Origin of the sequence: Prescottella subtropica, assembly GCF_005434945.1 — a bacterium.
Taxonomy (GTDB): domain Bacteria; phylum Actinomycetota; class Actinomycetes; order Mycobacteriales; family Mycobacteriaceae; genus Prescottella; species Prescottella subtropica.
This window is the reverse complement of record NZ_SKCH01000004.1, coordinates 84,724-107,530: the sequence shown is the minus strand read 5'-3', so window position 1 is coordinate 107,530 and position 22,807 is coordinate 84,724. Positions and strand designations below refer to the sequence as shown.

Here is a 22,807-nt window from a genome sequence, read left to right as displayed (position 1 = left end):
CCTTATGTGCGAGTCGTTCTCACCGCTCGCTACCGCTCATTCCTCGAGACTTCGCCCCACCTCGCGCAGCACCACCTCGGACAGCATGGCGCCGTGTGTCACCGGCAGCGTCGTCTCCGCGACGACACCGTTGACGTGCCGCCGCCAGAGGTCGGCCAGCCGGTGCCGACCGTCCTCCTCGCCCGCGACGAACAGCAGCACGTCGCCGTCGTAGCTGCGCGGCAGGTGTTTCCGCGCAACCACCTCGAGGGCCGCACCGATCTCGTGGATGTGCTGCACCGTCGCCGCATCCGCGCCGATCGTCCGATCATCCGGCGGCACCGGCGATTCCGGAACCGGTCGGTCGGACGGTACGACGTCCGGTGGCAGCGAGTCGAGCAGCGTCAGCGACGCGACCTCGTGCCCGCGCAGGCGCAGCTGCACGGCCATCTCGTGCGCGATGGTGCCGCCGAGCGACCAGCCGAGCAGGTGGTACGGGCCCGCCGGTTGCACGGACACGACGTGGTCGACGTAGTGCCGTGCCAGATCGGTCAGGGTGTCCGGGATCGCCGGCAGTGCAGTGGCCTGCAGTCCGTAGAGCGGACGCACCCCGAGATGCGGGGCGAGGTCGCGGTAGCACCAGGCGAGACCGCCGACCGGATGCACGCAGAACAGCGGGGTGCCGGTGCCGGTGGCGCGCAACGGCACCAGTGTCGCCAGCGGGTCCGCGGCGTCGTCGCCGATGCGGGCTGCGAGGCCGGCGACCGTGTCGTCGTCGGTGAGCCAGGTCAGCGAGATCGTGAGGCCGTACTCGTCGCGCAGGGTGCTCGCGAACCGCACCGCCCCCATCGACGTGCCCCCGAGGTCGAAGAAGCCGACGTCCCGCGACACTGCCGTACATCCCAGGGTGCCCGCCATCGCGGCCGCCACCGAGCATTCGACGGGGCCGCGCGGTGGTTCACCGGCGACCGGTTCCACACGGAGGTCCGGGATCGGAAGTGCGTCGTGGTCGAGTTTCCCACTGGATGTCAACGGCATTCGATCCAGGAGGACGATCGCGGCGGGTACCTGATGCCGGGGCAGTGCGGAGGCGGCGTGGCGGCGCAGCGCCGCCGTGTCGACCGAACGCCCGAGTCGCGGCAGGACGTACGACACGAGTACCGGGTCACCGGACGGCCCGGAGCGCGCCCGTGTCACCGCAGCTGCCACGTCGGGGTGTCCGGTCAGCACGGCATCCACCTCACCCGGCTCGACCCGAATCCCGTTGAGCTGCACCTGACCGTCGGCGCGGCCCACGAATTCGAGGGTGCCGTCCGTGCGGGCCCGCACCAGGTCGCCGGTCCGGTACAGCCGCGTCCCGGGGGCGCCGTGCGGGTCGGCGACGAAACGCACCGCCGACGGGCCCGGCAGGCCGTGGTAGCCGCGGGCCACACCCGGACCACCCACGTACAGTTCGCCGACGACCCCGACCGGGGCCGGGCGGAGGCGTCCGTCGAGCACCCGGACGATCGCGCCCGCGAGTGGCCGGCCGATCGTCACCGGCCCGTTTCCGAGTGCATCGCTGCAGGTGACGCCGACCGTGCATTCGGTGGGACCGTACCCGTTGTGCAGGCGGTGGTGTGCCCAGTCGCGGGCCACGTCCGGTGTCAGGGGTTCCCCGGCGGCCACGATCGTCAACGGCCGCGGCAGCGCGTCGGGGTCCAGGGTGCGCAGCACGCTCGGGGTCAGGTTGGCGTGCGTGATCCCGGTGGTCTCGATGTGCGCCTGCAGATCCGGTCCCGCGTACCGGGCGTCGCCGGCGCACACCAGTTCGCCGCCGTGTGCGTGGGCGGCGAGCAGTTCGAAGACGGCCGCGTCGAACGTCGGTGTCGCGGCCTGCAGGATGACGGCGTCGCAGGTGACCCCCAGGGTGCGGGACTGGAGATCGACGAGTGCCGCGAGACCGCTGTGGGTGACCGCGACACCGCGGGGGCGGCCCGTCGTCCCCGAGGTGAACAGTAGGTATGCGAGGTCACGGTCCCGGTGTCCGGCGCGGGCGTCGGCGAGGATGCGACTGCGTCGTCCGACGGGGTGCCGCGGATCGATCGGCACCCATGCCGCCCCGAGCCGGGTCAGGGCCCACACGTCCAGCACCCAGTCCGCGCCCCGGGACGCGACGACGGCGGCGACATCACCGGCGCCCACTCCGAGTCTGTGGAACTCCGCTGCCCGAGCACGTGTTTCGGTGTCCAGGTCGCGGTACGTCCACCGACGCTCCCCGTCGCGCAGCGCGAATCGGTCCGGGAACCGGCGCACGGTGTCGGCGAGCAGGTCCGGCAGGCGCCGTGGCGGTGCCGCGGGCCGCACGGTGCACTCCGCTGCCGCCAGGTGCAGGTCGCCGACCGGGGTGGCCGCGTCGTCGCACACCTGCGCGAGCAGCCCGATCCACATGTCCAGCAGGCGCCCGACGGTGTCGGTGTCGAACAGGTCCGTCGCGAAGACCACCCGGACGTCGATGCCGGCGGCGTCGGGGTGCTCGGTGATGTCCCACGTGAGGTCGAACTGGGCCGGGGGTGCCCCGGTACTCGCATCGCGGACCGTGATGCCCGGCAGGATCGGCGGCTCCGGCGTCGCATGTCCGTGGGCGAGCAGCACCTGGAAGACGGGGTGGTGGGCCGGGTTCCGGGCCGGGGCGATCCGTGCGACGACGTCCTCGAACGGGACGTCGGCGTGTGCGAAGGCGCCGAGGTCGACGTCGCGGACAGTGCGGAGGAACGCGTCGAACGGCTGGGCCGGATCGATCCGGGTGCGGAGCGCGACGGTTCCGACGAACATGCCCACCAGGTCGCGCAACCGGGTGTCGGTGCGGCCGTCGACGACGGTGCCGACGGTGACGTCACCGGTGCCGGCGCACCGTGCCAGCAGGACCGCGAGCACCGCGTGTTCCACCATGAACGTCGACACACCGTGCGCCCGTGCCAGTTCGAGCAGCGCGGCGTGACGGTCCGGGTCGAGTCGTCCGTGGACGGCATCCCCGCGGTGGGTCGGGCGGGCGGGCCGACGCCGGTCGGCCGGAAGGTCGAGCGGACCGGCCGGGGCGTCGGCGAGCACCCCCGTCCAGTAGTCGAGTTGCCGGGCTGCCGTGCTCGACGGGTCGGACGGATCGCCGAGCAGCGCGGCCTGCCGGGCCGCGTAGTCGCCGTACTGCACGGGCAGCGGCGACCATGCGGGTTCCGCGCCGCCGGCACGGGCGGTGTAGGCGGACACGAGGTCCCGCAGCAGCGGTGCCGCCGAACCGCCGTCGAAGGCGATGTGGTGGACGACCGCCGCGAGCGTCCAGGACACCGGTCCGGTGCGGAAGATCCCGACCCGCAGCGGCGGACGCGTCGTCAGGTCGAACGGCTGCCGGACGAACGCGGTGACGGTATCCGTGCCGGTGGCGTCCGCCACGACCGTGACGTCGACCGATTCCAGCACGATCGGGTGTGCGCCGTCCGGGTGGACGGTCCGCAGCGGGCGGTGCCGCGCCGCGACGTCGGTGACCGCGGCGGTGAACGCGTCGACGTCCAGTTCGCCGTCCACGTCGAACACGAACGGCACGTTGTACAGCGATGATTCGGGTTCGGTGGCCTGGTGCAGCCACAGCCGCCGTTGGGCGCGTGCGATCGGTTCCGGTGCCGACGGGTCCGCCGCCGGGTGTTCCGCGGACGGCGCGTCCAGGTCCCGCGCCAGCACCGCGAGGGTCGGCGCCTGCAGGACCGCGCGGGCGGTCACGTCCCGGTGCAGCAGGGCTGCAAGTCGGCCGGCGACGGTGACCGCAGCCAACGAGTGCCCGCCGCCGCTGAAGAAGTCGGCGTCGATGTCGACGGTGTGTCCGAGCACGTCGGTGACCGCTCGCACCACGGCGTCCTCGGTCGCGGTGAGCGGTCGACGCGACACCGCCCCGGCGTGTGCGTCGGCGAGCACGGTCAGGCGCGCGAGGTCCACCTTGCCGCTGCGGGTCGTCGGCACCGCGTCCACGACGTGTATCCGGGACGGAACGAGCGCCGCCGGGAGGGTGTCCCGAACCTGCTGCCGCACCGCCGGACCCGACAGGTCCTCCCCCACCACGAACGCGATCATCACGGCGTCCCGGACCAGTACCGCGGCCTGACGGACCCGCGCGCACCCCAGCAGCGCCGACTCCACGTACCCCGGTTCGACGCGGATACCACGCAGTTTCACCTGCCGGTCGGTGCGGCCCAGGTGGATCGTGCGACCGTCGGGCAGGACCTGGACCCGGTCACCGGTGCGGTACATCCGGCCGAGGCCGTGCGGTCCGGCGACGAAGTGGGCGGCAGTGACACCGGGGGCACCGAGGTAGCCGCGCGCGAGTCCGTCTCCGGCGACGTACAGTTCGCCGACACCGCCGACCGGGACCGGCCGCAACCGGCTGTCGAGGACGAGCACGGTGGTGCCCGGGATCGGGGAGCCGATACCGCCGCGGCCGTCCACGTCCGCGACCGTGACTGCCACCGTCGTCTCGGTGGGCCCGTACGCGTCCAGCATGATCCGGCCGGATCGCCAGCGGTCGGCGAGTTCGGCGGGCAGTGCCTCGCCGCCGCTCGCGACGACCCGCAGGTCGTCGAGCCCGCCCGGATCCGTCGATGCCAGCACCGCGGGTGTCGACAGGAAATGCGTGATCCGCTGCTCCCGCAGCAGTGCCCGCAGCGGTTCGCCCGCGACCACGTCGTCGGGGGCGATCACCAGGGTCGCCCCCGACGTGTGGGCCAGCAGGATCTCGAGCATCGCCGCGTCGAACACCGGGTCGTAGCCGTGCAGCACCCGGTCTCCCGGCGCCACCCGGTAGCGGTCCCGGGCCGCCGTCGCGAGCGCCGCGAGCCCGCAATGCGGTACCCCGACCGTCTTCGGCACACCGGTCGAGCCGGAGGTCGTGACGACGTAGGCGAGGGCGTCCGGTGTCGACGGGTCCACCGGGCCCACCGGGCCCCGGTCCGGTGCACAGCCGAATGCGCGGCCGGATTTGGCGACCGCCCACAGCATCTCGATGCGGTCGAGGCTGCGGGACGCACCGATGTCGACGATGCCGGCGGCGGTCCCGAGTCGGCCGGACGCGGCATCGGAGCGTGCGTCGAGCTCGCGGTACGTGAGCCGACGGTCACCGTCGACCACCGCGACCCGGTCCGGATGGGTGGCGGCGGTCGCGCGCAGCAGATCGGCGAGCATCGCCGCCGGCGGCGCCACCCCACCCTTCATCGGTGCGGTCGGCTCGAGTGGCAGTTCGCCGACCGTCAGGTCGGCATCGACACCGGTCAGTGCCGCCGCGAACCGGTCGGCGAGCGCCCCGGCGACGGCGGGGTCGACCCGCGCCGTGTCGGCCGTGAGGACCGCGTCGTAGCCACCGGACCCGGTACGCGCGAAGGTGAACCCGAGTTCGAAATCCGCGACTGCGGAACCCGTCTCGAACGCGGTCACCTCGAGATCCCCGATCCGGACCGCCGGCGGGGTGAAGTCCTGCAGTGCGAGCGCCACCTGGGGTGCGGCGATCCCGGCCGTGTCGAGGATGTCGTCGAACGGCACGTCCACCCGGTCCCACGCGGCGGCGTCCGTATCCCGCACCTGCGCGAGCAGCCCACCGAACGTCGTCGACGGCGTGACCTGTGCACGCAGGACGAGTGTTTCGACGAACAGTCCGACGACCGCCGCGACCTGGGCGTGCCGCCGCGTCGACACGACCGCGGCAACGACGACGTCGCGCTGGTCGGTCAGGCGCGCGAGGACCGCGGCGAGGACCGCGTGCAGCACCATGAAATCGGTGGCGCCGAAACGTCGTGCCAGCGCGTCGAGTCGACGGACGACCCGCGGCGGCACCGCGAACCGGATCGTCGAGGCCTCGGACGCCGGCCCGTGCCCGTGCCCGGTCGGCAGGATCGCCGGGTCGGCACCGGCCAGCACCCGGCGCCACTCGTCCCGCTGCGGGTCGAGGTCGCGGCCCCGCTGCCACAGCACATGATCCGTGTACTGCACCGGCAGCGGCGCCCAGTCCGGGCCGGTGCCGCCCAGCCGGGCCCGGTACGCCGTGAGCAGGTCACCGAACAGGACACCGACCGAACCGCCGTCCACCACCAGGTGGTCGAAGGTCACGTCGAGAGCGTGTCCGGTGTCCGTGCGGTGCAACGACATGCGGGCCGCGGAATCGGCGGTGATCTCGTCGGCTTCGTCGATCACGGCGAACGGCCCGTCGGGTCCGTCCACGATGCGGGTGCGCAGCGCCTCGTGCCGGTCCACGACGTCGCGGCACGCCGCGTGCAGGGCGGCGACGTCGAGCGGTCCGCGGAAGTCGAGTCGCACCGACGGCCGGTAGGTATCGGTTCCCGCACTGCTGAGCACCGCCCACAGTCTTCGTTGACTGCGACTCAACGGTATTCGCGACGACCGCGGGCGGGAGACCGGGCCGGGGTCCGTGTCGGCGGTACCGTCGAGGGCCCGTGCCAGCCCCGACACGGTCGGATCGGTGAACAGTGCACGCAGCGGAACGTCGCGGCCGGTCGTCTCCCGCAGTCGCGCGACGACGGTCGTCGCGAGCAACGAGTCGCCGCCGTGGGCGAAGAAGTCGTCGTCGCGTCCCACCGGATGCCCGAGCACGTCGGCGAACACCCGTGCGACGAGTCGTTCCCTCGGATCGACCGCGGCGAGCGCCGACGGCGCAGCCGGGGCCGGGAGCGCCGCGGTGTCGACCTTGCCGTGCGTGGTCAGGGGAATCTCCCGGACGGCGACCACGGCGGACGGAGTCAGGTAGCGCGGCAGCCGCTCGGCCAGTGCGCGGCGGAGCGCGGCGATGTCGGCACCCTCCGGTGCCACGTACGACACCAGGCGGGTGTCGCGGACGATCGTGGCCGACGCCGTGATGCCGGGCAGCGCCTGCAGGTGTGCGTCGATCTCGGCCGGCTCGACCCGCACCCCGCGGACCTTCACCTGGGTGTCGGCGCGGCCGTGGAACGCGAGCACGAATCGGCCGTCGCCGGCACCGCGCCACCGCACCAGGTCACCGGTCCGGTACCAGCGCCGGCCGTCGGCGCGGGCGACGAACCGTTCGGCGGTACGCCCCGGCGCGCCGAGATAGCCGGCGGCGATCCGGTCACCGCCGAGGTACAGCTCGCCGACGACCCCCGTCGGCACCGGTTGCAGCCGGCGGTCGAGGACGACGGCGTCGACACCCGCTGCGGGCGTGCCGATCACAACCGGGGATCCGGGATCGAGCGGGCCGGCGTACGTCGCGAACGCGGTCGCCTCGGCCGGTCCGTACGCGTTGAACAGGCGTCGCCCGTCCACCCATTCGCGTACCAGTTCCGCGGGTAGCGGTTCGCCGCCGAGCATGAGAGTCCGCAGGTGCGGGAGTTGCCGGTGGGCAACGGATGCGAGAACCGACGGGGTGAGGCAGGCGTGCGTGATCCGCTCCCGCTCGAGCAGATCCGTCAGTGCCGCACCGGCGTACGTGTCGGTGTCGGCGACGACCAGCCTCGCCCCCGAGGTGCCCGCAACCAGGATCTCGACGAGGGCCATGTCGAATCCCGGTGCGGCAGCATGCAGCATCCGCGAGTCCGGCCCGGCCTCGAACGTCTCCCGCAGGTCGGCGGTCAGGGCGCCGATCCCGCGTCCGGTGAGGACGACGCCCTTGGGTCGTCCGGTGGTGCCCGACGTGAACACCACGGCCGCCGGGTGATCCGGTGCCGCGGTCGGTTCCGGGACCGGCACCGTTCCGGTTGCGGACGGGTCGAACCACGTGATCGCGCCGGGCAGGCTCGGGATGCGGTCGACGGTGCCGACCCCGACGCGAATCCCGGAACCGGTGAGCATGCGGGCGATCCGCTGCGGTGGGTTGGCGGCGTCGATCACGGCCGGGGCCGCGCCGGTGCGGGCGATCGCCCAGATCGTCACCACCGCTTCGACCGACCGCTCCAGCAGGCAGGCGACGACGACGCCGGGCCGGGCCCCGTGCGCGTGCAGCGCGGAGGCGAGTGCCTCGGCCCGGACGACGAGTTCCCGGTAGGTCAGGGTTCGCGCCCCGGTGACCGCGACCCCGTCGGGTGCGATGCGCATCCCCCGGGACAGTGCCTGCCACAGGGTGTCCGGAGCGCTGTCGGTGCCGGATGCCGGCGTCAGGTGCACGCGTTCGGCACTCGTCAGCAGGTCGACGTCCCCGATGCGGCCGTCGGGATCGGCGACGGCCGCGTCGAGGAACGACACGGTGCGGCGCGCGAATGCGGTGACGGCCGCGTCGTCGTACACGGCACTGTCGTAGGCGAATTCGAAGTCGAACGTGTCGCCGTGTTCGGTGACGGTCAGGTGCAGATCGAACTGCACCGTCTCGGCCGGTCCGGGTGCCACCGACACCGTCAGCCCGGGCAACTCGGTCCGCCCGGTGGTCGGCTGCCGCACCGACAGCGCGACCTGGAACAGCGGGTGATGGTCGAACGTTCGATCGGGTGCCAGGGCATCGACGATCGTCTCGAACGGGGTGTCGGCGTGGGTGAACGCCTCGACGTCGCGGCGGCGGACGTCGTCGAGGAACTGTGCGACGGTCGCGTCCGGGTCGACGGGGGTGCGCAGCGGTACCGTCGACGCGAACATGCCGACGGTGCCGTCGAGGTCGGGGTGTCCGCGTCCGGACGTCGCCGTGCCGATCACGATGTCGTCCTGGTCGGCGTGCCGGGCCAGTGTGGCCGCGAGCGCCGCGTGCACCAGCATGAACGTCGTGATCCGGTGCCGCCGTGCGGTGTCGGCCAGTGCGACGGCGCGGTCGGCGTCGACGACGAGTCGGACGGTCGACGCGGGTCCCCCGCCGGGTACCGTCCGCGGCCGGTCGTAGGGCAGCGTGGACCGGGCGGCGCCACCGGCGAGAGTCGTGCGCCAGTGGGGCAGGCCGTCGTCGGCGGTACCGGCCCGCCACCGTGCGTAGTCGAGGTACTCGATGCCCGGTGCGGGCAGGGCGACCGGTCCGCCCTCGGCGCGGCGGCCGTAGGCGTGCAGCAGATCTCGCAGCAGCACCGACATCGACCACTCGTCGACGGCGATGTGGTGGACGACGAGGACGAGTCGGTACCGCTCGGGTGCGGTGCGGTACAACCGGACCCGGATCGGCACGCCGGTCGCCAGATCGAACGGTGTACGCGTCAGGTTCCGTACGGCGTCGTCGACGGCGTCACCGGGGATGTCCGTCACGGCCGGCGCGAGGTCCGGGACCGGGAGCACCACCTGCTCCGTGCCGTCGACGGAGTACCCGGTGCGCAGGCTCCGGTGCCGATCGACGACGTCCCGCAGTGCCGCGAACAGCGCGTCGACGTCGACACGTCCGCCGAACGTGAGAACCAGCGGGAGATTCGCTGCCGCAGACTGCGGGTCGAGTTGCTGCAGGAACCACAGGCGGCGCTGCGGCGGCGCGAGCGGGCCACGCGTGGCGAGCGGCGCCGACGGTACCGGCGCCGCCAGTTCCGTGGGCGCACCGGCCCGGCGGTCGAGGAGACGGGCGAGGTCGTGCACGGTCGGCTGCTCGAACACGTCCCGGACGTCGACCCGTGCATCGGTGACGGCGTGCAGTCGACCGGCCAGTCGGGTCGCGAGCAGCGAGTTGCCGCCGGCATCGAAGAAGTCGGTGTCGGAGTCGATCCGGTCGGTGCCGAGCAGGTCGCGGTACGCGTCGATCACGAGATCCTCGACCGGGGTCCGTGCGGCCGACCCCGAGAAGCCCGGTGTCCGAGACGGTGCCGGCAGCGCGGCCGTGTCGAGCTTCCCGTTCGACGTCACCGGAAGTTCCGGTACCGCGACGACGGCCGACGGCACCAGGTAGCCGGGCAGTTCGCTGCGCAGTGCCCGCACGATCCGCCGGTCGTCGAGCGGGTCCGTGGTGACGACGTAGGCGATCAGCCGGCCGTCGTCGACGACCACGGCGGCGTCGGACCCGGACGTGATCCGGTGGAGCGCTGCCCGCACCTCCCCGGGTTCGACCCGATGTCCCCGGATCTGCACCTGCCGGTCGGAGCGGCCACGGTATTCGAGGCCGCCGTCGCCGCACACCCGCGCCAGATCCCCGGTGCGGTAGCGGATCACGCCACCCGGTCCCGCGACGAACCGGGCGGCGGTCGGTCCCGGGCGGTTCCGGTAGCCGTGCGCGATCTGCGGCCCGGCGAGGTACAGCTCGCCGATCACCCCCCGCGGCACCGGGCGCAGCGCGGCGTCGAGTAGTTCGATCCGGAATCCGGGGATCGGCGATCCGATCGTGCTGTGCCCGGAGCCGCCCGGACCGATGTCGGACCAGGTGGCGTGCACCGTCGTCTCGGTGATACCGAACATGTTGACCGCATGCACGTTCGGATGTCGGTCCAGCCACGGCCGGATCGACCGCACGTCGAGGGCTTCACCACCGAACACCAGCAGTCGGACCGCCAGATCGTCCGGGTTCCCGTCGACCGCGGCGAGTTGGCCGAACGCGGTCGGGGTCTGGTTGAGCACGGTCACCCGCTCCCCGACCAACAACTCTCGGAACTCGCGCGGACTGCGGGCGACGTCGGGATCGACGAGCACCAGGCGGCCGCCCGTCGCGAGTGCACCCCAGATCTCCCACACCGAGAAGTCGAATGCCGGGGAGTGGAACATCGTCCACACGTCGTCGGCGCCGAAACCGAAACCGGCCCGGGTGTTCGCGAGCAGCGCCAGCACCGCGGAGTGCGGCACCGTCACCCCCTTCGGGGTACCCGTCGATCCGCTCGTGAAGATCACGTACGCGGCCTGTCCGGGTGCGACCGGGCCGGCGAACTCGGCCGTTCCCGGAGCGGTGACGGTGTCGAGGTGCAGTGCCCGGCCGGGGATCTCGACGGTCCCGTCGGTGAGTACGAGTCGAGGGCGTGCCGCGTCGAGGACGGCGGTCAGACGCGGCACGGGGTGTGTGACGTCCAGCGGAAGATATGCGCCGCCGACGCCGATGACCGCGATCATCGCCGCGATCAGGTCCACCGATCGGGGCAGCGCGAGGGCCACCAGATCACCCTGTCGCACACCGGAATCCACCAGTGCCGCCCCGATCGCCCGCGCGCGGGTGTCGAGGTCGCGATAGCTGACCGCCCCCGTACCGGTGCCGACGGCCGTCGCATCGGGCCGCTCGCGCACCTGCTGTGCGAACAGATCACCGAGGGAGGTCGCCGCTGTCGTCACCGCGTCCGCACCGGCGTCCAGGACGCTCGACGGTTCGAGTCCGATGCCGCCGACGACCGTGCCCGGGTCGTCGGCGACGGTCGCGAGGATCCGGACCAGCCATTCGGTCCACCGCGACACGGTCGACCGGTCGAACAGTTGCCGGGCGAACGTCACCGTCCCGTCCAGTCCGGCGGGCTCCCCCAGTTCGGGTTCCCGTTCCCGGATCGTCACCTCGAGGTCGAGACGTGCCCGGCCGCTGTGCAGTTCACGCACCGTCACGTCCAGACCGGGCAGCGTGAGGGTGGTGGGCACGGCGGTCTCGTAGGCCAGCAGCACCTGGAACACGGGATGCCGGTGCCCCGGGCCACCGAGACCGAGGTGCGCGACGACGTCGTCGAACGGTAGTTCGGTGTGCGCGAAGGCCTCGACGTCACGGGCCCGGATCCGGTCGAGCAGATCGCCGAACGTGCTGCCGCCGTCGACGGTGCACCGCAGCGGCACCGTACCGACGAACATGCCTACGACGTCGTCGAGTACCGGTTCGCTGCGTCCCGAGACGGGGGTGCCGATGGTGATGTCGTCCGCACCGCCGAGGCGATACAGCAGCACCACCAGGGCGGCGTGCAGAACCATGAACACGGTGGCGTCGTACTCGCGGGCCACCTTGGTGAGCGCGGTGTGCAGGTCGACGGGGATCGTGAAAGGAACTGTGCCCGCGGGACCGTCGCCGTCGGTGCCGGACCGGTCGGCCGGCAGCGCCGACGGCGCGGGGGGCGGCGTCAGCACGTCCCGCCAGAACCCGAGCTCCCGGTGGGCGAGGCTGCCGTCGACCGTCGGGTCGCCGAGTACGGTCCGATGCCAGTGGGCGTAGTCGGTGAAGGTGACGGGCAGCGGCGCCCACTCCGGTGCGCGCCCGCGCCGCCGAGCCGAGTAGGCCTGCGCGAAATCCCGCACGAGGGGTGTCATGGACAGCCCGTCCAGCACGATGTGGTGGGCGACGACGGCGAGGACGGATCGTTCGGGGCCACAGTGCAGCAACGTCACCCGCACCGGTGGTTCCGCGGCCAGATCGAAGCCGGCTCCGGCCAGTTCGGTGAGGTCGCGGTCCGCGTCGCCGGTCTCGACGATGCGCACGTCCGGCGCGGTGGGGTGCACCACCTGCCGCGGTCCCTCGCCGGTGTCGGCGAACACCGTGCGCAGCACCGCATGCCGGTCGGCGACGTCGGCCAGCGCCGCCGTGCACGCGCCGACGTCCACGACACCGTCGAACTCCACGGCGAAGGCGATGTTGTCGACCGCCGAACGGTCGATGCGATTCGACAGCCACAGTCGTGTCTGCGCCGGTGACAGGGGGGCGTGCCCGCCGGATGTCGTCGCCGTCAGTGCCGGCAGACCGTGGGAATCACGGCCGGCGACGACACGGGCGAGGGTCTCGACGGTCGGGCGCGCGAAGATGTCCCGGACGTCGAGATCCACCCCGAGCGCCCGGCGGAGTCGCGCCGCGAGCCGGACCGCGAGCAGCGAGTTCCCGCCGAGCGCGAAGAAATCCGCGTCGCGGCCGACCGTGTCGACCGCGAGCACCTCGGCGACGAGCCGGCCGACGATGTCCTCGGTCGGTGTGCGCGGCGGCGACGCCGGTCCCGGACGGGTCCGCGGCGGCGGGAGTGCGCGGCGGTCGACCTTGCCGCGCACGGTACGCGGGAGGCGGCCGAGCAGTTCGACGACGTTCGGGACCATGTGCCGCGGAAGCCGGTGCGCCGCACGGGCACGTACCTGCAGCGGGTCGACGTCGGGACCGGTCACGTACCCGACCAGCAGGTCGCCGTGCACCGTGACCGCCGCGGAACGCACCGCGGGATCCGACGCGAGCACGGCCTCGATCTCCCCCGGTTCCACCCGCATGCCACGGATCTGGAGTTGGGTGTCGGTGCGCCCGACGAACTCGTACTGGCCGTCCGGGTGTCTCCGTACGAGGTCACCGGTCCGGTACATGCGGCCCGGCCCGAGGGTCGATGCGACGAACCTCGCCGCGGTCGCACCCGGTCGCCCCAGGTAGCCGCGAGCCAGACCCGGACCGGCCAGGTACAGCTCACCGACCACGCCGATGGGGACGGGGTGCAGGCGCTCGTCCAGCACTGCCGCCGCCGCACCGTCGACGAGCGCCCCGATCGGCACCCGCGCATCGGGACCGACCGGGGAGCTGACGGCCGCGACCACCGAGAACTCGGTGGGGCCGTACAGGTTCAGCAGGGTGCGCCCGACGGCCCACCGGGCCGCGATCCCGTCCGACCACGCCTCCCCGCCGAGTCCGAGCACCCGCAGATCCGGTAGGTCGGCGGAGTCCAGGTCCGCGACCACCGCCGGGGTCGAGAACCAGTGCGTGATGCGCCGCGCCCGGACCACGTCGAGAAGGTCTGCGCCACCGTAGATCTGCGGCGGCAGCAGGACACCTGCCGCCCCGGTCCCGAACACCAGCAGGTACTCGAGGACGGACGCGTCGAACACCGGGGCCGCGGCGATCAGCACCCGGCTGTCGGAACCGACCGCGAAGGCACGCCGCAGCGACACCGCCAGGGACGCCAACCCCCGGTGGGTGACGACGACCCCCTTCGGGGTGCCACTGGATCCCGATGTGTAGAGGACGTACGCGGGAGAGTCCGGGTGCGGTGGCGGCGGCGGTGTCACCGGTCCGTCGTCGGAACCGGCCGCATCCGGGTCGACCCGGACGACACCGTCGGGGAGTTCGGTTCCGGCAGCGGCGATCACGTGCCGGGCGGCGGCGTCGCCGAGAACAGTGGCGACCCGCTGCGGTGGATGGGCCGGGTCTAGTGGCAGGAACGCGGCACCGGCCTTCGCGACGGCCGCGTACGCGACGAGTCCGTCCACCGACCGCGGCAGCAGGACACCGACGATGTCACCCGGCCCGACACCGAGCGCGACGAGCCGGCACGCGAGTGCGGTTGCCGCCGGGGCGATGTCGGTGACGATTCCCGGCACAGCTTCGACGCGCATCGGCCCGGCCACGAGTTCCGGGAACGACGCGGTGGCCGCGGCCGGGCGACCACGATCGACGGTGCCGCGGCCGAGGAGGTCCGCCACGCACGCGGTCGGGTCGGTCGTCGCGGACTCCACGACGGCGCACACGAGGTCGGCCCACACGCGCACGGTGCTCGCGGACAGCACGGACCGGTCGAAACGGAACTCGAGATCCAGACGCCGGTCGTCGCCGTCCCGCGCGACGATCTCGAGCGGGAAGCGGGCCTGCGGACTCGACAGTTCCCGGGGGCGGACGGTCAGCCCGGGCAGATCGGCCTGCGGGTCGATGAAGTTCTCGTACGAGAACATCGCCTGCAGCGGCACCCGCCCGCCGTGCAACTCGGCCACCTCGTCGAACGGTGTCTCCGCGTGCGCGAACGCGGCGATATCGGTGTCGCGGACAGCGGCGAGCAGATCCGCGAACGACAGGTCCGTCTCGACGCGGGTGCGCAGGGCGAGAGTGCCGACGAACATGCCGACGAGCGGATCCAGGTGCGGGTGCCGGCGACCGGCGTCGACCGTGCCGACGACGGTGTCGCGGCTGCCGGTCACCGCCGCGAGGACGGCGGCGATCGCCGCGTGCAGCACCATGAAGACGGTGACGTCGTGGGTGCGGGCGAGGCCGCGCAGGTGCTCGAGGTGTCGCGCATCGAACGAACGACCGACCCGGCCGACCGGTCCGGCAGCGGTGGCCGCACGATCCAGTGGCAGCGGACGGACGGCGGTGTCGGCGAGAGCCGGCCGCCAGTAGTTCAGGTCCCTCTCCCGAGTGCCCGAGGCGAGGAGCGCCGTCTGCCATCGGGTGTAGTCGGCGTATCGGATCGTCAACGGCGCCCAGTCCGGCTCCGACGCTGCCGAGCGGGACGTGTAGGCGGCGGCGAGATCGCGGGCGAGCGGCGTGAACGACAGGCCGTCGAGAGCGATGTGGTGCCCGACCGTGATCAGCACATGCCGGCGCGGAGTCACCCGGTGCAGCCGGAAACGGATGGGCGGTTCGGATTCCAGATCGAACGGCGTCGCCACGAACTCGCCGGCCAGCCGTTCCGACTCGCGGTCGTCCCGACAGTCGACGACCCGGAACGTCTCCGTCACGGCAGCGGAATCCAGTACGTGCCACCGGACGTCGTCGCCGTCGACCCGGACGACACTGCGCAGCGGTTCGTGTCGTTCGACCACGTCGCCGAGTGCCGCCCGCAATGCGTCGACGGCCAGGTCTCCGTCGAGGTCGAGCGCGAACGGGACGTGATAGGCGGTCGTCCCCGGCCGGGCCCGCGCATCGAGCCACAGGCGTCGTTGCGCGGGGGCGAGCGGCACGGGACCGTCCGGGGTCGCGACGAGAGCGGGGCCCGCGTCCCGGTCGGACGCGATCGCGGCGAGCCCGGCCACGGTGCGTTGCTCGAAGACGTCCCGGATCGTGACCCGATGCCCGGTGGTGGCCGTGATCTTCCCGGCCAGGTGCGTTGCGGTGAGCGAGTCGCCGCCGAGGTCGAAGAAGTCCGCGGTGGCCGGCACATCGGTGACGTCCAGCAGGTGATGTACCGCGTCGGCGATCGCTGCTTCGAGTTGTCCCCGCGGCCGACGTCCCGGCTCGCCGGTCTCTCGCGGCGGTTCCGCCGCGGCCAGTGCCGCGCGGTCGATCTTGCCGCCCGCGGTCACCGGGAGCGCGGCGAGCACTCCGATGCGCTCCGGCACCAGGTGCCGCGGGAGACGATCGGACATCCACCGGTGCAATGCTTTCCGGTCGACATCCACGGCCGCGACCCAGGCGACGAGCCGGGTGTCGTCCACGTGCACGGCGGCGGTGACGACCGAGGGATGCTCGGCGAGCACCGATTCGATCTCCCCCGGTTCGATCCGTGTTCCCCGCACCTGGACCTGCCGGTCGGTGCGCCCGACGAAATCGAGTTGTCCGTCGGAACGCCGCCGGACCAGGTCCCCGGTGCGGTACATCCGGCCCGGCCCGAGAACCGAGGCGACGAACCGTTCGGCCGTGCCACCGGGGTTCCTTCCGTAGCCGCGGGCGAGCGCCGGGCCGGCCAGGTACAGCTCACCGACCACACCGTCGGGCACGATCCGCAGACGCCGGTCGAGAACGCCGCACCGGGTACCGTCCACGGCTCGGCCGATCGGAACCGTCGTGGCGCCGTCGAGTTGCTCCGCCGTGATCGGATCGCTCACCGCGGCAACGACGGTCGCTTCCGTCGGACCGTACGCGTCGAGCATGGTGCGGCCGGCCGACCAGCGACGCGCCACCGCGACCGGCAGTGCCTCCCCGCCGGCGTCGACGACCCGCAGGTGCGGAAGATCCGACTCCGGTGTGGCGGCGAGGAGCGCCGGTGCCGACACGACATGTGTGATCCGTTGCGTCCGGAGTAGATCCGCGAGTGCGGTGCCGGAGACTGCATCCTCGGGTGCGAGCACCAGGGTCGCGCCGGCGTCGGCAGCGAGCAGGACCTCCTGGATCGATGCGTCGAACCACGGACCCGACAACTGCAGCACCCGTTCCGCCGACGCCGACGCGTACCGACTGCGCAGCGTCGACACCAGACCCGCGACCCCGCGGTGTGTGACGACGACCGGCTTCGGGCGGCCGCTGGTGCCGGACGTGTGGATCACCCAGGCCGGGTGGTCGGACCGGAGCGGGCTGCGCCGGTCGGCATCGGTGACCGGGGTGGTCGCCCAGCCGTCGACGTCGAGGTCGACGGATTCGGTTCCGGACGGGAGAGCAGTGCCGTCGGTGGCAACGACGGCGAGCGGCACACCGGCGAGGTGATGCGCGAGTCGCCGCATCGGAAGGTTCGGGTCGACCGGTACGTAGGCCGCACCGGACTTCGCCACAGCCCACAGTGCGACAACGGATTTCACGGATCGTGAGGCGACGACCGCGACGCACGTCTCGGGTCCGGCACCGCGGGCGATCAGCTTCCGGGCCAGGGCCGACGAATGCGCGTCCAGGTCGGCGTACGCGATGTCGCGGGCGCCGGCGCGGACCGCGACCCCGGCACGTCCGGCGTGCCGGGTCAGTGCGTCCGGGAGGAGGAGCGTGTCGGTGTCCGGGGCCGGGGCGTGGTCGACCGTGCCGGCAGGACCGAGGGGCACGTCGGCGATCCGACGGTCGGGGTTCGCGGTGACGTCGCGGAGGAGATTAAGGAAACGCCGCTGGTGTCGGCGCAACGAACCCGCCGTGTACCGCGTGGGATTCGCCTCGAAATCCACGCGGGTAGGTCCGCTTCCGCCGCCGGTGTAGACCGTGACGGACAGGTCGTCCACCGGACCGGTCGACAGGATGTGCAGTTCTCCGTCGACATCGCCGAACGAGTAGCGCAGCGGAAACTGCATGATGTTGACGACCGGACCGAACGTCCCGCCGATACCGGCACCGGCCGATCCGAGATCGAACTCACGGACCATCGCGTCGTACCGAAAACGTTGGTGGCGCAGCGCACCCGCGAGTTCCACCCGCACCCGGTCGGCGAGCGCACCGAACGGCTCCTCGTGATCGATCCGGATGCGCAACGGGACGACGTTGGACACCGAACCGGCGGAGCGGCGCAGCGCAGCGGTGGTGCGGGCGGCGACGGGCAGGCTCAGTGCAATGTCGTCGGTGCCCGTCGTCCGAGCGAGGTAGACGGCGAAGGCCGCCACGATCGCGGGCACCTCGGGCCGGGACGCTGCGCCGGTGAGTGCGGCGGACGATCGTCGGGCGGGAACGACGACGGGACCGGTTCGGTCCGCGAGCGACACCGGCAGCGGAAGCCGTGCCGTCTTGTCCCGCCAGTACTCCCGGTCGACGGCGACGCGAGTACCGGCCTCGTAGTCGTCGGCCGCCCGCCCGATGTCCGCGACCGAGGAACTGCGGTCCGCCGGCGCCTCGGCACCCGCGATACGGACCCGGTAGAGCTCCGCGATGCGTGCCATCAGGATCTGCGCCGCGTAGCCGTCCAGCACGACGTGGTGGGCGAAACAGTGCAGGAAGTGCCGTTCGTCGGACAGTCGGATGAGAGTGAAGGCGGCGAGCCGGTCCGAGAACAAGTCGATCGGTCGGGATGTTCGCTGCGTCATCCATTCCAGCGCAGCAGATTCCGGATCATCCGCGGCAGCGAGATCGAGGAAGCGTGGTGCGTCGTCGATGTCGAGCACCGCGCTCTGCCGGATGTCGCCGTCGTGCTCGTGGAGAACCACCACACCGGATTGACTCTCGCGCGCCGCCCGATCACTGACCGCGAGCAGCACGTCACGACGCAACGGCCCACGTAGATCCAGGTATTGGGCGACGGTCAGAGGGGTGTCCGGGTGCAGTTGCTGCGCCGCCACGAGCGACTTCTGGGCAGGCGAAAGCGGGAACGGACGCAATCCGACCCCCTCGCGTGCAGCAGGTCCCGACAACTCCGAGGGAAACGACCCGACGGGTCCACGGAGCCCACCCGCACCCACCTGCATGGCACGGACGGAATTAACTTACTGTGCGAGTGCACCATTCACCACTTGAACGCCCGACCAATCGAGTTTCGGGTTAGCCTGCCCCGGGTACGACGATCGAAAGGGAACTCCGGCGTGGATCAGATCGAATCGGCTTCGGCACCGCCGGCGCGTGGGGCGCGGAAGCGTCGGCGCCGCATCGCGGTCGGGGCAGGAGTCGGGCTCACCGCAGTCGCCGCCTGGGCCGGATACACCGCGTACGAGGCATCCCAGGTCAAGTTGAATCTCGAACGAGCAGCAGAGTTTTCACTGGCATCGAAGGATGCCCTGCTGGCCGGGGACACGGCCGGTGCCGCCGATGCGGCCGGGGAGGCCGATCGGTATGCGGGACAGGCAAGGCAGGGAACCGAGTCGGTCGCCTGGCGGGTGGCCGCCACGATCCCGGGGATCGGCGACCCGTTCCGGACGACACGGGAGATGGCGGACGTCGTCGACGGCCTCACCTCCGAGGTGCTTCCGCCGGCGGTGCGTGCAGGGGCCGCACTCTCCCCGGATCAGCTCCTCCTCGACGGCGCCCGGATCAACGTGCAGGCATTACGGGATGCCGCACCGGACGTCACGGAAGCCGCTACCGCGGCACAGGAATGGGAGGCGCGTGCGGCATCCGTGCCGGGCTCGTTCGTCGGACCGGTCGACGACGCCCGCGCCGAACTGGTGACGCGGACGGAGGAACTGTCGTCGATGCTCGGTGCGGTGTCGACGGCCGCCGAGATCGCCCCCGCGATGCTGGGTGCGGACGGGCCGCGGTCCTACTTCCTCGGATTCCAGACGAACGCCGAGGCCCGCGGCACCGGCGGACTGCTCGGCGGTTTCGGCGAACTGCGTGCCGTCGACGGCGGTATCCGGGTCGACGAGTTGGCCAGCAACCGGGAGCTGTCGGTCGACGGCAAACAACCACTCGATCTGGGGCCGGACTTCGAGCGCATGTACGGGCAGAGCCGCCCCACCACGGACTTCCGGAACAGCAACGTCAGTTCCCACTTCCCGTACGCGGCACAGATCTGGCAGTCGCTGTGGGAGCAGGAATCCGGGGAACGCGTCGACGGTGTCATCGCGACAGACCCGGTCGCTCTCGGCTACGTGCTCGGCGTCGTCGGACCGGTCACGATGCCCGACGGAGAGAAGATCACCGCCGACAACGTCGTCGAACTCACCGAATCGACGGCGTACTCGCGGTTCGCCGACAACAACACCGCCCGCAAACGCTATCTGCAGACCGTTGCCGCGAAGGTCGTCGAAAAGATGACCGGACGGATCTCCGATCCGCAGGCGCTCCTCGAGGCCCTCGGCAAGGCCGCCGGCGAAGGACGGATCGCGGTGTGGAGCTCCCAGCCCAGCGAGCAGTCGGTACTCGCCGAAACAACTCTGGGCCACACGATCCCGGACACCGACGCGCCGTACGCCGGGGTCGTCGTGAACAATCTCGGCGGCAACAAACTCGACTACTACCTGCAACGCGAGATCGAGTACCGCGGCGACACCTGTACCGGAGACACCCGCAGCACCACCGTCACCGTGCGCCTCACCAACACGCTGCCGGACGGCGACTACACGAACTACGTCGCCGGCATGTACGACAACCCGCGAGGCGCACCCGCCGGCACCAACCTCACCAACCTGTCCCTCGTCGCCACCCGCGGCGCGAAACTCGAGAAAGCCACCATCGACGGAAAACCCGGATTCGCCTTCACCGGAAACGAACTCGGCCACCCCGTCTACGACCTACAGTTCCCCATCCCACAAGGCAAAACCGTCGAAATCGTCTACCGGCTCACCGAACCGGCCGTCGACGGGGAAGCGGTCGTGGCAGTGCAGGGGTTGGTGGACGAGCCGGTCGTACGCTCCTCACTCTCCCCGTGCAACCGACCGTGACAGTCGCGGTTCGGGACACGTGAAACACATCGACATCGATATGCCGTCCAGATGCCGCAGCCACGTCCGCGCGGCACGAACCCGTCGGGGGATCAATGGGAACAACAACCGTGGTCAGCGCTGCTGCTCGCGAGAGTCACTACGCATCGGGAACGACGCTGGGCGGCGCAATCTGGATCGGGATCATCGCGATCACCCCGATCCATCGACTCGTCATGACCTACGGCAGCGTCCTCTTGCCCTATTTCGTTCTGGGTGTCATCACGGTCTGCACTCTCCTCGGCAAGCTTCGGCGGCCTCCCGGCGCCCAGGTGTGGTTGTTCGCACTGTGCACGATACCGCTGGCAGCGGTGGTGTCCGGAACGTCGTCGGCTGTCGTGCCGAGCATGTACGTAGGCATCAAGCTGGCCGCATTCGTGGGCCTGACGCCGTTTATCCTTCGCTACTACGCGACCGAGCGTGATTCGTTCACCCGCTATGCCCTGGCCGGATTCCTGGGTGTTCAGTCCGTTTCCGCGCTTGTCGGGATCATGCAGTTGTCGGGTACATCCGTCCTCGGACTTCACGCGAACGCAGGCCGTGCGAACGGTCTGGCGGCACACCCGAATGTTCTCGGTCTGATGGCCACGATCGCCATTCTCGTAGGAATCTTCCTCGCCTACCGAGCGTCGGGAGCTGTTCGGTGGGCCGGTTGGGTGGTGATCATGATCAATACGATCGCCCTGGTCGGATCGGGAAGCCTGAGTTCAATGATCTCGTTGGGCGTCGGATGTTTCGTTCTGCTTCTCGCGATGCGAGTGGCGTTCAAGAGTCTTGCCCGCGTGGCAATCGGGGTAGCGGTGTGCAGCGGTATCGCGCTCACAGTGGGATACGACCCCAGTAACACACTCGAACCAGTCCAGGGACGCGTCGATACCGTACTCGGGATCACCGACGATGGCGTCGCATCACTGTCCATTCGTCAATCCACGTACGAGTTCGCGGAAGCGAGCATTCGATCTGATCCCGTGACGGGAGTCGGAATGGACTCGATGCATCAAGGCACATTCAACGGCGTCACAGTGGTACACAACTATCTCCTCCGGGCGTGGTACCAGGGTGGTCTTCTGCTGTTCCTCACTGTCGCGGCGATTTCCGTGTTGCTGATCGTGATCATCGCCAAGTCGATGATGTCGGCCCGGAACGAAGTGCAGTCCGCCGTGATCGCGACGGTCATCGCATTCGGCATGACCTCCGCCTTCTACGACCAGCAACAGTACTGGCTCCCTGTCCTACTCGCCGTCGCCGCTGTCGATCTGCATCTCACCGGCGTGAGGAGATCACGCCGGGCAGGTCCGGACGAGTCGGCTTCCGAACAATCAATGATTCCGAAAGAAGGCCATCGATGAATTCCGATACGCACCCCTCCGACCTCACGGTCGTGATCCCGGCCTTCCGTGCCGAACAAACGATCCGCCGGGCAGTCAAATCTGCCTTCGCGGCCGGTGCGGCCACGGTGATCGTGGTCGACGACGGATCCGACGACGCCACGGGCGAACACGCCACCGACGTGGGTGCCACGTGTATCCGGCAGGAGAATGCCGGCGCAGCCAAAGCTCGTGCAACCGGCGCCGAACACGCGACCGGCACGTATCTGATCTTCCTCGATGCGGACGACGAACTCATTCCGAGCGCCGTCCGGAACTCCGTTCGGATCCTCGAGGAGAATCCGTCGCTCGCGGTATCGGCAGGGACCGTTATCGGTGTCGCCGAGGGCGGCGTAGAGCGCCCGTTCCCCGTCCGATACAGCCCGGTGACCACGAACTCTCTGTTGACGAACGGATTCGGCCCCTGGCCCCCGTGCGCTGCCGTCGTCCGACGCGCGGCGTACGCGGCCTCGAAGTCGATCGAACCTGCCGCCCTCGCTCCTCGCTACGCGGAAGACTACGAACTTCTCATCCGCCTGTCGATGGTCGGGGACATCGCCGTGCGCGACGAGCCCAGTTGCCGGTACAGCCTCGCCGGCGGAAAGTCGGTGCGGTCGGCGTCATCTGCGATCGAAGCGAAGGAAGACATCCGCCGGCACTACGCGGACCACTTCGGACTCGACATCGAGTACATGTCCGATCGTCGGGTTCGGATGGCCGCGTCAGCACGGCGCGCACGCGCCGAATGGGCGTCGGGCAACCTCCTGTCGGCCGCCCTCCGGCTGGGCGAGTGGGTACTAGCCGATCCCGTTCACGCCGGCCGCAAGCTCCTCACGAAACCGTGGAATCGAAACTGAGAGAGTCGG

At 71.0% G+C, this 22,807-nt stretch carries 4 protein-coding genes; 3 read left to right on the top strand and 1 reads right to left on the bottom strand.

Annotation, left to right across the window (positions count from 1 at the left end; translation table 11 throughout):
* Window positions 1-36: 36 nt before the first annotated feature.
* Window positions 37-18,537 carry an amino acid adenylation domain-containing protein gene (locus tag E0497_RS06315; RefSeq protein WP_479681062.1) on the bottom strand — a complete coding sequence of 6,167 codons (18,501 nt, stop codon included), beginning with the start codon at window positions 18,535-18,537 and terminating at the stop codon, window positions 37-39.
* A gap of 210 nt (window positions 18,538-18,747) precedes the next feature.
* Between E0497_RS06315 and E0497_RS06310 the strand changes: the two genes are divergently transcribed.
* The 3 genes from E0497_RS06310 (at window position 18,748) to E0497_RS06300 (ending at window position 22,798) form a co-directional block, all read left to right on the top strand.
* Window positions 18,748-20,535, top strand: a complete 1,788-nt coding sequence (locus E0497_RS06310) for a DUF4012 domain-containing protein (protein WP_421958315.1) — start codon at window positions 18,748-18,750, stop codon at window positions 20,533-20,535.
* Window positions 20,536-20,645: 110 nt separating this feature from the next.
* Window positions 20,646-21,923, top strand: a complete 1,278-nt coding sequence (locus E0497_RS06305; RefSeq protein ID WP_241665750.1) for an O-antigen ligase family protein — start codon at window positions 20,646-20,648, stop codon at window positions 21,921-21,923.
* On the top strand, window positions 21,920-22,798 hold the full coding sequence (locus E0497_RS06300) for a glycosyltransferase family 2 protein (protein ID WP_137723936.1): 879 nt from the start codon (window positions 21,920-21,922) through the stop codon (window positions 22,796-22,798). Before E0497_RS06305 ends, E0497_RS06300 begins: the two co-directional genes overlap by 4 nt.
* Window positions 22,799-22,807: the final 9 nt, after the last annotated feature.